A 13,715-nucleotide genomic window follows, 5' to 3' on the forward strand; every position below is an offset into this window, starting at 1 on the left:
TGTTCGGCGAGGTGTGGATCACGGAATTTGATCACGACAATGCATGGATACCTGCTGTGACCAACGGCAACGCCTCCGAGGCAGCCCCGGATTGGTGGTGTGAGGTTGGGACGTCCGTTGTGCTTCTAGCTAGGGCCTGTTGTGAAAGTGCTGGTCACAGCCATTCGTTGATGGCTGCGATCAGCACTGTCGCTTCGTAACGGACGGCGAGTTTGTCGTACCGGGTGGCGACGGCCCGGTGGCGCTTGAGCCGGTTGATCCCGCACTCGACCGCGTGCCGCTGCTTGTAGTCGTCCTTGTCGAACTTTGGCGGGCGCCCGCCGCGCGATCCGCGCTTGAGGCGATTGCGGACCCGGTCCGCCGGAACCGGGATGGTGGCTTTGATTCCGCGTCTGCGCAGGTAGGAGCGGTTGCTGCGGGAGTCGTAGGCCTTGTCTGCCCGGACCCGGTCTGGCCGCTTGCGCGGCCTGCCGAGCCCGAGCCGGGGCACCCGGATCGCCTCCAGGACCGGCTCGAACTGCGGGGAATCACCCCGCTGCCCAGCCGTGATCACCACCGACAGAGGCTTCTGCCCCTGCTCGACCGCGAGGTGGATCTTGCTGGTCAGTCCGCCACGGGAGCGTCCGAGACCGTGGTCGGCCGGCTCGACGAACACTCCGCCGGGCGGCTCCTTCTGGAGGTCCCCCTTTCTGCCGCCCCGGCGGCGTGCTGATGGGCCCGGCAGACGGTGGAGTCGACATTCACGTCCCAGGTGATCAGGCCCTTCGCATCAGCCTCGGCCTGGAGCCGCGTGAGGATCCGGGCCCACGTGCCGTCCCGCTGCCAGCGCCGGAACAGGTCATAGACCCGGTCCCACGGCCCATAGCGTTCGGGCACGTCCCGCCAGGGAGCGCCGGTTCGGGTCCGCCACCGTATGCCGTCTATCAGCTGCCGCCGTGTCCATACCTGCGGACGGCCCGGCTTGATGCCCGTCGGCAGCAACGGCTCAAGCCGGGCCCACTGGCCGTTCGTCAGATCTCCACGTCCCACGACAGGTGATCATCAACGAACAAGATCCACTTTCGCAACAGGCCCTAGAGGTCTCGTCCCATCCAGATCGATTTTTCTGCTGTGAAGCCGTGACGGGTGTAGAAAGCGCGGGCCTGAGAGTTGGGTTCCTCGGTCTCGAGGAAGATAGATGAACTGCCTGCTGCTTGCGCGTGTGTCATGGCATGGGTGAGAAGTTGGCCACCTGTTCCCCTGCCCGGGGTGCGGACGTAGATTTCGTCGAGAAGACAGTCGCGCCCACCGGACTCCAAGGACCAGCTCCATGTAACAACGGCGTAGCCGTCGGGCGCCTCACTTCCACTCGTCGTCGCTAGCCATACCTGGCCGACGGAATCGTCGGCCAGGAGCGGACGAAGGCCCGCAGTTACTCGATTGGAGTCGAAGGGATGACCGTCCACCGCGTAGAACTCTGCAATGAGTGGCAGAAGCGCATCCAGGTCGGAGCTGAGAGCGCGTCGAATCGTGAGCATGGTCCTATTTTTGGCTACTCCATAGGTTGGAGCAATCCAGATGGCCTGGGCTGAGGGCACCTGCGAGCCAGCCCGTGCTGGTTTCCATGGCGGGCGGACTGCGGTGACGAGCTTCAGATGGACGGACGTCAGTCCGGGCTGGCTGTGCCTCGGGTGATTCGGCGGGTCATGAGGGTGATGGCTGCCCAGGTGATCAAGGTTTCGGAGTGCTGGATGAGGCGTTCGTAGTCGCGTGCGTGGCGGCGGGCGTGCATCATCCAGGCGATGCTGCGCTCCACGACCCAGCGGCGGGGCAGGATCACGAATCCGGCAGTGTCCTTGGGCCGGCTGACGGGTTTGATTGTCAGGTTGAGGCGGGTCTTTGCCCAGGTCACGAGCTTACCCGCGTAGGCGGAGTCGGCCCAGACGAGGGTGATCTCGGGGTGGGTGAGGCGCAGGCGGAAGAGGATCTCCTTGGCCGCGTCGCGGTCGCTGAGGGAGGCGGGGGTGACCATCACCATCAGCGGCAGGCCCCGGGTGTCCACGACCAGATGCCGTTTGCGGCCGTTGATCTTCTTGCCCGCGTCGTAGCCGCGGGTGGCCCGGGAGACGGTTTCGGCGGCTTTGACGGACTGTGAGTCGATCACGGTGGCGACCGCGCCGGGGCCTTTGCCCATGGTGCGGCGGATCCGGCCGGCGAGGTCGTCGCGGATGTGGCCGATGATCCCGGCGGCGGCCCAGCGGGCCATGAATCCCCAGACGGTTCGCCAGGGCGGGAAGTCGGCGGGCAGGGACCTCCACTTGCAGCCGGTGTCCACGACGTAGCGGATCGCGTCGACGATCTCGCGCCGCGGGTGCTTCTCGGGCCGGCCGCCGGCGTGGGTCTCGCAGGCCGGGACCGGCAGCAGCGGTTCGATCAGCGCCCACTCGGCGTCGGTGGTGTCGGTCGGATAGCGGCGGGGACGCATGACAACCGGGTCGTCCCTCCAGACATGGGGGCGGGGCCGGACGGCTTCGCCAGGGGTGGGAAGGGTCAGGCTGAGGCGATGAGGTCGAGGGTGGATTCGATGGAGTTGAGCTGGGCGACGATGTGGCGGACCCACTTGTCGTTGGGGTAGGCGGCGGCGTGCGGGGCGACGGTGCCGGTGATGAACCGGCGGAACTGGGTGAGCTTCTCGCTGACCACCTGCCGTTCGTATGCCTCCAGGACGGCCCGTTCGGCTCCGAGCTGGTAGCCGTCGGTGCGGGTCCAGATCAGCGGCGGCCAGCCCTTGGAGGCGGCCTCGTCCTTCAGCGCGGCGAGGCCGGCGCGGACCTGGTGCAGGGAGAGTCCGCTGGCGCGGATGAGCTGGTGGGAGACCAGTCCAGCCGGGCGGGCTTCGAAGAGGACGAAGCGGAGGATGTCGGCGTGCCGTCTGGCGGCGTCGCCCTTGCGCCGGGAGGCGCGGGGCATGGCTACTGGCCCCGGAGCAGGGCCGCGAGGGCGTCGTCCATGTCGACCTTGCCGGTGTCGACGGCGTTCTCGATCCAGTCGAGGGTCGCCCTGACCTTGGCGATGTTCTGGTGCACGATCGAGGCTTCGTCCTCGCTGAGGGTGCGGTCGCGCAGACCCGGGACGGTGCGGCCGGCCGCGGCGACGAAGGAGTGGCAGGCGGTGACGAGGTCGAGGAACTCGACCGTCCGGTCGAGCTTCTTGACCGCCGGGGCGACGGGGCTGGTGGTCTCGAAGTGCTCGCGTGCTTGCCTGGACCTCTCGTTCTGGGCATGGTTGACCTGGAAGCGTGCGGTGTCGTCGCTCATCGCCTTGAAGGCGACCTCGGGTCGCCGCAGCAGGCTCGTCGCCGCGGTGGTGGCCACCTGCTCGTCGCGGGTGAACTCCTCCACCACCCGGGCCTTGTCCACCTGTGTGACCGTCGCTGTCACCTCCGGCCGCTTGAGGAAATCGCTGGTCACCGCTGCGGCAACCCGGTTGTCCTGGGCCAGCGAGTGGATCGCGGTGATCTTCTCCTGAGGCGTCACCGGCGTCTCGACCCGGTTGCCGACCCTGCGCTTGGCGTCGTCGGTGTTCCAGCGGGACTTGCCCTCCGGCGGCACCAGGATCGCCGCGAACCGCTCCTCAGGGTCCTCGATGTGGGCCAGGATCCGGTGGACCGAGTGGGAGACGTCCTTCTGCCGGTGGGCCGCCGGCCAGCGTGAGGCGGTCCACCGGGCTCCCTTCACCGTGCTGAACTTCAGGCCGATGTCCTCGGCCAGCCGTGTCAACGATGCCTCCACCGACCACTGGGGATCGACCAGGCCCTGGCCGCCCGGGTCCCTCATCGGCTCGATCTCCAGGGCACGGTCCCCGATCGTGAACTGCCCGCGTGTCTGCTGTTCGACCACATCCCGCAGCTCGGCCACGATCTGCTCGTAGCGGGAGAGGGTCACTTCTCCGACGTTGTCGATCTCCTCCGGCATGGCGATACCACCACCAAACACGGGACAAGGCACGGCACTTGCGTCCATGTCAGGACAGGTCCCGCTTCCACTACGGAGAGTGGAGCCGCCAACCTGAAGATCACAACGAATGTCCGCAAATGACCGGTCCATGACCGGACCCAGTCCGCGAAAGTGTTCGCCTCACCGTTACTGTGACCGTGTCCCGAACGTTTCCTTCCGCAACCGCCAAGCGGCCACCTTGCACCGCCCCGAGCAGAACACCGCCCGTACGCTCCGGTCGATCCCGGGCGTCCAGGCCGTCCCGCAGACCGGGCACCGTCTCTGGCCGGCTTCGTCCTGGATCGCCGCCAGCCGCTGCCGCAACCGCCGCCGCACCCGCCACTGCCTGGAACGACACGCCGCCGAGCAGAACACCGCGTGAGGCCGGGCATCCGGCCTCAGCCGTTCACCACAGCCCTCACAGACCCTCTCCCCGGCCTGGCCGGCGCCCTTGGACACCGAACCAGCGTAGAGCTCAGGTTACTCGTCCACGGGGAATCAGAAACGGGTTCTGAACCCGTTGCCGGCGGACCGCTACGACTGCGGCCTGGACCTGACCCCGACGGTCCACCGCAACGGCCGGATCACTGTCCGCCAGAGCTACTACTCGGTGCTCGCCCGCTTCATCGGCGGCCAGGTGCGGGTGTCGCTGCGCGCGAACGCACTCGTGGTCTTCGACGGCCGCACCGTCGTGGCCCGCCACCCGAGGCTGACCCGCCGCTACACCTATCACAAGGTGCTGGACCATTACCTGGAGGTCCTGCTGGTCGGGATTGTAAGGAATTCGGTGTGCCTCCGATCATGGATGAGTGCCGTTTGTGACCAGTGAGAACATAGTCAAGGCGTCTGAGACGAGGTCTGGGCCTACGGCTGCGGATGCCCGCTTCATCGAGGAACTTGTGGTCCGGGCCCAGACGGAGGGCTTGCAGCTGACGGGTGAGGGCGGGCTGCTCCGGCAGCTGACGAAGCGGCTGCTGGAGTCCGCTCTCGAGGGTGAGATGACCGGTCACCTCGGGTATGACCGGCAGGATCCGGCCGGGAAGAACGGCCAGAATCGAACGACGACGTAACCAGCCCTCCAACACCGCCCGCTGGGCGCCACTCACCGACGACGGCGGAATCTTCGAACCAGAACGACTCATGCCCGACTAGCAGCGAACCTCTGACTCAGGTCACTAGGTGTATTGATCCGCAGGGTTGTTGATTCGGTTGATGGGTGGGTGTCCGCCGAGTGCGGTGTGGCTGTGGTGGTGGTTGTAGGTGTGGAGGAAGTCTGTCAGTGCCTGGGTCCGCGCGTTATTCGACTGGTAGGGCCGCTGGTAGGCTCGTTCGTCGGGCAGGGTGCGGTTGAAGCGTTCGGCCTTGCTGTTGGTCTGTGGCCGGTAGGCGCGGGTGAGCTTGCCGGTCGCGCCGAGTTCCGCGAGGGCGGCTTTCCAGGCCAGGTCCTTGTGGTAGGCCCAGGCATTGTCTGTCAGGACCCGTTCGATGCGGGTGATGCCTTGACTGTGGAAGAACGCGGCCGCGCGGGTGAGGAAGCCCGCGCAGGTCGCGGCCTTCTCGTCGTCGTGGATCTCGCTGTAGGCGAGTCGGGTGTGGTCGTCGATGGCGGAGTGGACGTAGTCGAAGCCCACGCCGGACTTGGTTCTGCGGCCGGCCTCGCGGCCCAGGGCACGGTGGCCGCCGCCCTCGGGGATCCGGCCGAGTTTCTTCACGTCCACGTGGACGAGCTCGCCGGGCCGCTCGCGTTCGTAGCGGCGGATCACTGTGCCGGTGGGACGGTCGAACCAGGCCAGCCGGCTGAGACCGTGCCGGGTCAGGATCCGGTGGACGGTCGAGGCCGGCAATCCCAGGACCGGGCCGATCCTTGCGGGGCCCAGTTTGCGTGCCCGACGCAGTTCACAGACCCTCGCCTCGATGTCGGCCGGCGTCCGGTGCGGCGTAGTGCGGGGCCGGCTGGACCGGTCGTGAAGGCCCGCCTCGCCCTCGGTCCTCCACCGGCGTATCCACTTATGGGCAGTGGCCCGTGAGATGCCCATCTCGGCAGCGACGTGGGCGACGGGACGGCCGGAGACGACCCGTTCGACCAGTAGCCGCCTACCGAACACGGTCAACCGGGCATTACGGTGGGACACGAAGACCTCCGTGCGGTGAGTTCCTAGACAGCTCCCACCACACCGGAGGTCTTCGCCATGTTCAAGACCAGCCAAGTGTCAACAACGCTCGTGATCAGTACAACTAGATCCTGATCGTCGCCCACCCGGCTCGCTCGCCTAACCCCAAGGCACCGGATGGCCATCCGGTGCCAAGAACAAATGGCGGGCACCCCGCTACGATGTCGTACCAAAAGCCTCGAAGCTCTCAAGCCCGGAAGATCTTCGCAGCAAGCACCAACAAGCTAAATAATGATAGTAGCACCTGGATTTTCTGCGAGTCCTCAGCCCATCTAAAGTTCGGGCAATGTGAGGTAAGTTTTCCCTCTGGCAATAATATCGCATCGGCCGTCATTGTTTGTGTCGCGGTACTCAGAAATTTCGCTGTACCTCAGCTGGGACTGGGCGAGGAAGTGGTGGACGCCATTACCATCGGTCCACCACCACGTCACGCCGTTGGCTAGGAAATTATCCGTAGCTCCGTCACCGTTGAAGTCGCATACCGCTAACCTCTGGGCTGTTGAGGGAATGTTCAGGGTATTGTTCCACTCCCTGATCCCCTGCTCGGTCTGATCGAGAGCCCCGCTGCGCAGCCTAAGGTCTGTCCACTTGTTGCTGTGTGCGAACAGATTGTCGTGGACGTCCATACCAGTTGTGGGTGTGCCGCGGAGCTTGATTCCGGTTCCAGCCGTGTACTTGATGTGATTATGAGCGATATCCATGTACTCACCAGCCAGTCCGCAATTGTAGGTGCTTATTCCGCAATCACCCCGGCCGTGCATGTCAATCATGTGAGTGTGATAAATGTTGGTATTCCAGCCGCCGCCGTTTTCAACGATGTTGCGGTAGAATAGAAAACCGCTTCCGGCGCGCCCGTCCCCGGCGATAGCATGCCGGTTGTAATTGAACACATTGCGCTCCACCAGCGCTGCGCCTCCATAGGCGACTTCAACGCCGTAGCCGCCACCGTGACCGCCGCCCACCACGTCTCCCGTCTGATGCTGGTTGTGGTGGAAGTAGTTGTCCGTGATGTGGGGCATTAGGGTTCGATGCTCGAAGTCGATTCGGTTCTGCTCGTCCCTGACCTGGATGCCCATGTTGCTCCACCCGTAGAATTCAGAGTGGTCGATCTCCACTTTCTGGCTTGAGGAGATCGTGACGCCTATCGAGAGCGGGTCCTCCTCTTCTGCCTCGCGTTCGCCAAGTCCTCCGTCGAAGCGGATGCCGCTGATCCTCACGTTGTCGGAGCGCAGGGGATCGTAGTGATCCCGTCCGATCCTCAAGAAGTTCTTGGGAAAAGTCTTAGTGAAAATGCGCGGGCCTCTGGGAAACTCACTCGTACGCGCGCCCAGGATCCTGACGTGGGATGCGATCTGGATGTCCTGCCTGCCGCTGAGATCCAGGTTCACGCTCGGAGCGATCCTGACGATTTGACGTGGTTGCTGAACGGCGCGGACGAAGCGGTCCGCTTGAGTTTCGTTATGAATCCAGGCGGTGGAGGCCTCCGTTGCCCAGGCGCCGAACTCGGGTAGCCCGAAGGGGGTGGAGGCCACCGTAAACACGCCGTCGCCCGCGGCAAGCGCCAGCGGCATGGAAGACCAGCCATCGCCTCCGACCACGGCTATGTCGGTCTTGCCATCCTTGTTGAAGTCGCCCGCCACCGGGACGGCCCCGGCTGTCCTCGCCAGGTCGGCCAGACGTGCGCCGCTCTTGGCTACCACGCCGTAGGTACCCGCTGCGTCACCGTGGGAGAACGCGATCGGAATACTGTTCAGGGCCGACGTGCCCACCAAAGCGACATCTGTCTTGTTGTCGCCGTTGAAGTCTCCCGCGAGCGGAGTGCTGTCTGGGTCGCTGGCCCAGGCTCCGAAACCGGTGCCCACATCGCCCGCTGTCACCCGGAACGAGCCGTCTCCGTTGGAACGCGCGAGCGGCATCGTTGTTAAACCGCCCGAGCCGACCAATGCTATGTCGGTAAGACCGTCGTTGTCGAAGTCACCAGCCAACGGCTTAGTTTCAGGGCCACTCGCCCACTGGCCGTAGCCAGCGCCCACAGCACCGTTAGTGACCTCGAAGTTACCCTCCGGCTTAGCAAACGCGATCGGGACAGTGTGCCAGCCGACACCGCCGACCAGAGCTATGTCGGTGGTCCCGTCGTTATTAAAATCCCCCGCAACTGGCTCGGCACCCTCTACCCGGGACCAGCTGGGAAACTCCCCGGCCTGCACGGCCTGCACGAAGAAGGCCTTCCCATCGCCCAGCGAGAACGCCACGGGAACGAACGACAGCCCCGGAACATTCAGCAGCGCAATGTCCGTGGCACCGTCCCTGTTGAAGTCGCTCGTCACCGCCGACGACCCCGGCTCACGCGCCCACGCAGCGAAGCCGGACCCCACGTCCGGGGCCGTTGCCATGTAATTACCGTCACCAAGAGACAACGCCAACGGGACCGTGTTCTGACCCGTCGCACCGACTAGGGCTATATCGGTCTTATGATCCTTGTTGAAGTCACCGGTCAGCTGCTTCACACCCGGCTGACGGGCCCAATAACCTAACCCTGTCCCGATCGTACCCGCGGTATACCGGAAGGTGCCGGACCCCGCCGAGAATGCCGTCGGTGCCTTATCTACCTCCTGTAGGCCCACTAGCGTGATATCTGTACGGCCATCACCATTGAAATCACCAGATAGAATACCCGGCGGATCCGCCGCCGGGGAAATCGAAGCAGTATTTTTACTCTCCGCAGCCCCCGCCACCCCTCCTCCGGAGAGCAGCTCGCTTGCAGGCATCACTAGACTGAGCGCGACGACCACCGCCATCACTCGAAGTCTCAACGGCCGACCTTCCAGAGCGGCCATCCGCGGACGAGATCCCACAAGCATCCAATACCGCATAGTCGAGCTCACTTTCATAAAGAATGCAACGGGGAGCAGGCCTCCGCTTTCACTCAGAATCTTTCACCTGATATCCTGAGAGGCAAGGTTCGGCGCATCACCATATATCAACGGTACTTGAACGTCCTGGCAGAGCCGAAGATGAAGGAGGCTCGCCACAAAGGGCCGTGCAACAGCAAGGACCTAAACGGCTCAATGCGACCTACTGGGCCAGTCGACGAAATATATTAACCGACAACCAAATTATCCAAGAGAACGGCCTAGCTCAAAGCCATACCCAGGACGCATCCGATCCTACGAATGACCGGTTCAAAACAGACTTGCAATATGGGACAAGCCGATCGGGCGGCCTACGAAGCGAGCCTTGGCCCCGCGCGGAACGCGCGCCGGGGCCCAGGCCGTCGGGAACCTCACTGTCCGGCGAACTCGATGGCGTTCTGGGAAACGGCCAGGGCAAGAGCCATGACGGTGAGTTGGGGGTTGACTTCGGGGCAGCTCGGCAGGGCGGAGGCATCGGCAACTAAGACGCCTCCTACACCGCGCAGTCGACCGTGCTCGTCGGCTGGGGCGATCTGCGCGTCGCGTCCCAGGGCTACGGTGCCGGTGGGGTGGAAGGCTGACAGGTGCAGGCTTTTTGCTGTCGTACGGCTCAAGGTTTCGTGCAGCTCGGCAAGAGTGCGCACGCGTGGGTGCCGGGGAAGCCCGGTGAGTACTTCAGTTGCCCCAGCAGCGAACAACAGTTCACCCATCGCAGAGACAGCATGCAGCAGAGTGCGGCCGTCTTTCGGGTCGAGGTGATAGCGGACCAGTCGTCCGGTGCGCCCAAGGACCAGTCCACCTGGCCGGTCGGCGATCATCGCGCCTAAAGTGGCCAAATGGTCGGCACCGTCGAGTTCGGCGCGCAAGTCTTGGCCGAGGCCGGGCAGGACGAATGAGGTCATGCCGGGTGGGGGGGCAGTGGCCTCGATCAGGATGCCTTGATGGTGGAGTTCTTCCACACCGGCGCTTTGCAGCACCGCCGCGCTGCCGGTGATCGGGTGCTCGAAGCGACCGGCGATGCTAGTAGCGGGGTGCACAGCGAGGTTGCGGCCGGTCATCGGGTGTCGGCCTAGGCCGGAGCGGCGCAGCAGCGCTGGAGACTGCAGGGCGCCCGCGGCCAGGACGATGAGTGGGCTCAGTATTTCGAACGTGGTGCCGTCGGGGCGGCGGGCCTTGACGCCGGCGGCGCGGGGCCCGCCGGGCCGGTCGGGGTCGGTGAGTATGCGGTCCACACGGGCGCAGGTGATGATCCGGGCTCCTGCGGCGCAGGCATCCGGCAGCACAGATAGCTGCACGCTCTGTTTCGCGCCTGTGGGGCATCCCACGACGCACTGAGTGGAGCCGTGGCAGCCCGGGGCGTTGCGGCGCAGCGGTTCGGCATGCCATCCGAGGCGCTGGGCACCTCGGATGGTGAGGAGGCCGGCCTGGCCTAGGACTTCTAGAGGCTGGGTGGCGACGCGCAGGGTGCGTTCGATCTCGTCCAGATGTTTCGCAAAGCCTGCCGAGTCCGCTAGGTCGAGGCCGTGTTGCTGATGCCAGCGATCGAGCACGCGCCTGGGGGTGCGGTAGCAGGTGCCTGAGTTGACGATCGTGGTGCCACCCACGGCACGACCGGTGGGTAGCAGAATCGGTGGTCGGCCGACCATGACGGTGGCGCCGCCGTCTCGGTACAGCTCGGTGAAACGGTCTAGCGGTGTTGTGCGTGTGAAGTCTGCCGTGGTGTGGTGGCGCCCCTCTTCGACGACGAGCACGCTCATTCCGGCGCGGGCAAGGCTGCGGGCGGCGACCGCTCCGCCCGCGCCGGAGCCGATCACTACAACATCCGCCGTGACCCGATCCGGCCATTCGATAGAGGGGATGCAGTCCAGGGGTGGATCCTCAGGGACGGCCGATCTGCCCGGTATGGCGGGCCGTTGGTGGAGCATGCGTTCAGTTTCGGCCGCCAAAACAACCGGCACTTTCAGGGCATCCAGCAGCGTCAGAAGGGCCGAGCGGGTGGCCAGGGCGCCAATGAGGGTTTCGCGGCCGGCCGGAGTAAGGCGATCCAACCGTGACCCGGTACGCAGGAGGGCGTAAGCATCTATGGCGACGGCAGCACTGAGGAAAGAGGCCCGGCCCGGATGCGGCAGCGACGCGAGTAAGCTTTCTAACCTGGTCGGGACGTCGGCCATCCATGGCGAGCTGCCATCGTCGGCGAGCAGGGCGGCGGCCAGGCTGTGCAGGCTGCGGTTCACCGGTTGCCTACCTCTGCGTGTGCCGTGCCAGCCAGGGTCCAGCGAGCTTCCGGACGCCAGCGGCCCCACCAGTTCTCCAGAACGATCTCGGCGTTGGCGGCTTCGCTGTTGCGGCACACCGCGTGGCTGCCATCCGGATCGGTATACTCCAACGTTAGGGTACGTTCCTCGGGCTGGTTGACCACAACACGGATGCGACGCAGCAGGGTTCGGCCGGTCACGGTCCAAGTCGGCAGAGAAATGCCCGCGGTGAACCGACCCAGTCCAACCCAGCCGAACGCAGCGCGTGAGGCGCTGCGCGGCCAGTCCCTGCCTTTGTGGCGCATTTTGAGAAACACTAAAGGCGGCAGACGATTGAGTCCAGGTTTCCTGGAGACAGCGGCTACGATTTCCAGGGTGTCGCCGTGGCCGAGGTCGGCGTGTAACCAGCTCCAGCGCTCGGCGTTGCCGTGACCGTAGATCCGTGCGGTCGCCCCCGGTGCTCCATTCAGGTGGAGCACCCCGCCGGGGTGGGTGATAGTGCCGCTGTAGGTGGAGGAGGCTGCCGGCAGCATCTGTGCTGCCGGCAGCAGGCGGTGGCGCCAGGCCCAGCGAGGGAAGGTGTAGAGCGGTTCACCTGCAGGGCGTTCGGTCAGGTCCCAGGCGTAGGTGTGTGCGCTGCCACGCAATTGCCGCAAGCCTGAATCGCTGTGCGGAGAAGAATAAGGCAGGCCGGGCGGTCGGGACTCGGGGCCGAACCGCGCATGCCGCACTGGGCCCTTTGGCGGGTAGAGCGCGATCCAGCCGTGTACACGGGCGGGGGATCCGTTAGTGGGAGCGACCAGTTCTTGATGCAGCCAGATGCCGGTCCCGTCTGTGGGGTCGGTGATAGTCGTGTACCAGACTTCTGTGCGGCCCGGTGTGCCGTTCCATCGCGGTGCCAGTTGCCGCTCTCCTTCCCCGTGTCGGGGTAAGCGCCAGCTGGTCAGGAACGGCAGCAGTCCAATGGCTAATGGGAAGCGCAGCGTGCCCCGTCCGATCTGAAGATCGTTTTCGAATAGGGTGTACGGTAGTGTGGTTATCGACCTCAGCGGCCGCCGGAAGGAGATAGATTTCCAGCCTTCCAGAGTCAGGCGACGGCTTCCTGCAATAAAATTCAACCGGTATCGTATCCGTCGTCGAACCAATGGCGAAATCTCCATTTGACCCGCGGCGTCTGCATCATCGGCAAATCCCCGTACCCGCACCCGTCCCGTCAGGCAAGCCGTGGTGGTGCGGTGCGGAAGCACCATTACGTTCGCCCGCGCCCGAAGGTCTAGGCGGATCGGACGCCCCTCAGCCTCCCCGTTCAGGCGGACGACGCCTAACATCGTCTCGGCGAAGACTGTTCCATGCGATCCCATGGCTCCCCTTGCAGCTACTGCCAGACTGTTAGTGGATGAGCCACCGAACCACTCTGCCTGAATCTGTGTCAAGGCCACAGGCACCACTATCGGCGTCGTGGGTGCGGCCGGGCAGTGCGGGGGAGATCCACAGCAGCTTGCCGGCGGGGTCGGCCACGGCCTGGATGTTCACACCGTGACGGTGGTGCCTGGCCGAGTAGTCGGCCCGGCTGTCACCGACGCGGTCGCACTCGGCGAGCGTCCTGTCGGCAGGACGTGATTCGGATCCGTCTCGCGCAGGATCCGCAGCCGTCCGGGCGTCTTCCGGAACAGGTGCTCGACGACGGCTGTGACATAGGCGTGGGCGGTGCCGCCGGATATGCCGAAGCCTGCGGCGATCTGCGTGAGCGGGTCGCGCCGGCGCAGGTAGACCAGGCCGGCCAGGGCACGCTGGTGAGGCGGCAGTTTGCAGCGCCGATCACCCTAACGGGTTACGATGAGCATGGATATCCACTCGACCAGAGCGTGCGGCAGGACGAGTGCGGCAGGACGGGAAACCAACGAGGCTCCTGCGCTGATGAGTTGAGACGTCGAACACCTCCCCCAACGGCGCGAGAGCCCTACGCGTTGCGGAACGCTGGCCCGTCACCCGATCAGTGGCCACTCTGAAAGGCCTCACTATACGAAACGGGAGCGCCAGCGACCCACCGCATGAAGCGTGCAACCCACCAGGGCCGCACCATCCTTGTTCGTCACACCTTCAGCACCCGCCAGGATGATCCAGCACCGCAAGGCCCACGCCTGCGGCGTCGAACGGCGCCGCCCCCCTCGAGCACGGCCCGCTACTCATCCGCCAACACCAACTCTGCCCTCGGCCGCCCCATCGTCACACCCAAAACTACAACTCTACAGAATCCCCGACTCGGAACACTAGGGCGTGGGTGTTCTACTCACTGGACGATCTCAAGACCGCACTCAAGAACTGGATCAAAGTCTGGAACGACGGTTCACGGCCCTTATGTGGACCAAGACCGTCGACCAGATCTTTGACCGGATCTGCCGC

At 64.9% G+C, this 13,715-nt stretch carries 11 protein-coding genes and 2 pseudogenes; 3 read left to right on the forward strand and 10 right to left on the reverse strand.

Annotated features, from left to right (window positions below):
* Positions 1–154: 154 nt before the first annotated feature.
* The 5 genes from AC2RP6_RS01105 to AC2RP6_RS01125 all read right to left on the reverse strand — a co-directional run bounded on the left by AC2RP6_RS01105 (position 155) and on the right by AC2RP6_RS01125 (position 3,953).
* Positions 155–1,029 (reverse strand): IS5 family transposase gene (locus AC2RP6_RS01105; RefSeq protein ID WP_486444384.1). Its coding sequence is split into 2 segments (ribosomal slippage): positions 155–636 and positions 636–1,029, totalling 876 coding nucleotides; the frame shifts between segments, so codons are not numbered across the junction.
* A gap of 44 nt (positions 1,030–1,073) precedes the next feature.
* Positions 1,074–1,517, reverse strand: a complete 444-nt coding sequence (locus tag AC2RP6_RS01110) for a GNAT family N-acetyltransferase (RefSeq protein WP_486444400.1) — start codon at positions 1,515–1,517, stop codon at positions 1,074–1,076.
* Positions 1,518–1,645: 128 nt separating this feature from the next.
* Complete coding sequence (locus tag AC2RP6_RS01115; RefSeq protein WP_486444401.1) at positions 1,646–2,464, reverse strand: IS5 family transposase; 819 nt, start codon at positions 2,462–2,464, stop codon at positions 1,646–1,648.
* Between the two features lie 65 nt (positions 2,465–2,529).
* Entirely contained in the window at positions 2,530–2,949 is a 420-nt protein-coding gene (locus AC2RP6_RS01120) for a RacP protein (protein WP_486444402.1), read from the reverse strand.
* A gap of 2 nt (positions 2,950–2,951) precedes the next feature.
* Positions 2,952–3,953 (reverse strand): DUF6192 family protein, encoded by a 1,002-nt coding sequence (locus tag AC2RP6_RS01125; protein WP_486444403.1) that lies wholly within the window; start codon positions 3,951–3,953, stop codon positions 2,952–2,954.
* Between the two features lie 220 nt (positions 3,954–4,173).
* Here AC2RP6_RS01125 and AC2RP6_RS01130 point away from each other — a divergent pair, with 220 nt between their 5' ends.
* The 3 genes and pseudogenes from AC2RP6_RS01130 to AC2RP6_RS01140 form a co-directional block, all read left to right on the forward strand.
* Positions 4,174–4,356 carry a hypothetical protein gene (locus AC2RP6_RS01130; protein WP_486444404.1) on the forward strand — a complete coding sequence of 61 codons (183 nt, stop codon included), beginning with the start codon at positions 4,174–4,176 and terminating at the stop codon, positions 4,354–4,356.
* A 138-nt stretch (positions 4,357–4,494) separates the two neighbouring features.
* Positions 4,495–4,803, forward strand: a complete 309-nt coding sequence (locus AC2RP6_RS01135; RefSeq protein WP_486444405.1) for a Mu transposase domain-containing protein — start codon at positions 4,495–4,497, stop codon at positions 4,801–4,803.
* Positions 4,793–5,029: pseudogene (locus AC2RP6_RS01140) on the forward strand (IS256 family transposase); the annotation flags it as partial. The gene AC2RP6_RS01135 and the pseudogene AC2RP6_RS01140, both read left to right, overlap by 11 nt.
* Before the next feature lie 120 nt (positions 5,030–5,149).
* Here AC2RP6_RS01140 and AC2RP6_RS01145 read toward each other — a convergent pair.
* The 5 genes and pseudogenes from AC2RP6_RS01145 to AC2RP6_RS01165 all read right to left on the reverse strand — a co-directional run.
* Positions 5,150–6,106, reverse strand: coding sequence for an IS481 family transposase (locus AC2RP6_RS01145; RefSeq protein ID WP_486444406.1), 957 nt, complete (start codon positions 6,104–6,106; stop codon positions 5,150–5,152).
* Positions 6,107–6,417: 311 nt separating this feature from the next.
* The gene (locus AC2RP6_RS01150; RefSeq protein ID WP_486444407.1) at positions 6,418–8,943 is read right to left on the reverse strand and encodes an FG-GAP repeat domain-containing protein; all 2,526 of its coding nucleotides are present in this window, start codon (positions 8,941–8,943) and stop codon (positions 6,418–6,420) included.
* 485 nt (positions 8,944–9,428) lie between these two features.
* Positions 9,429–11,291: a GMC family oxidoreductase gene (locus tag AC2RP6_RS01155; RefSeq protein ID WP_486444408.1), complete on the reverse strand. Its 1,863-nt coding sequence runs from the start codon at positions 11,289–11,291 to the stop codon at positions 9,429–9,431.
* The gene (locus tag AC2RP6_RS01160; RefSeq protein WP_486444409.1) at positions 11,288–12,673 is read right to left on the reverse strand and encodes a hypothetical protein; all 1,386 of its coding nucleotides are present in this window, start codon (positions 12,671–12,673) and stop codon (positions 11,288–11,290) included. The genes AC2RP6_RS01155 and AC2RP6_RS01160 overlap by 4 nt, the downstream gene beginning before the upstream one ends.
* 94 nt (positions 12,674–12,767) lie before the next feature.
* Positions 12,768–13,213 (reverse strand): annotated as a pseudogene (locus AC2RP6_RS01165) (helix-turn-helix domain-containing protein); the annotation flags it as partial.
* Positions 13,214–13,715: the final 502 nt, after the last annotated feature.

Source organism: Streptomyces sp. WAC03905 (assembly GCF_057371075.1).

Coding starts and splice junctions, on each gene's coding strand:
- AC2RP6_RS01115 (WP_486444401.1), bottom strand. CDS start 2,464: ATGCGTCCCCGCCGCTATCCGACCGACACCACCGACGCCGAGTGGGCG.
- AC2RP6_RS01125 (WP_486444403.1), bottom strand. CDS start 3,953: ATGCCGGAGGAGATCGACAACGTCGGAGAAGTGACCCTCTCCCGCTAC.
- AC2RP6_RS01110 (WP_486444400.1), bottom strand. CDS start 1,517: ATGCTCACGATTCGACGCGCTCTCAGCTCCGACCTGGATGCGCTTCTG.
- AC2RP6_RS01150 (WP_486444407.1), bottom strand. CDS start 8,943: ATGGCGGTGGTCGTCGCGCTCAGTCTAGTGATGCCTGCAAGCGAGCTG.
- AC2RP6_RS01120 (WP_486444402.1), bottom strand. CDS start 2,949: ATGCCCCGCGCCTCCCGGCGCAAGGGCGACGCCGCCAGACGGCACGCC.
- AC2RP6_RS01160 (WP_486444409.1), bottom strand. CDS start 12,673: ATGGGATCGCATGGAACAGTCTTCGCCGAGACGATGTTAGGCGTCGTC.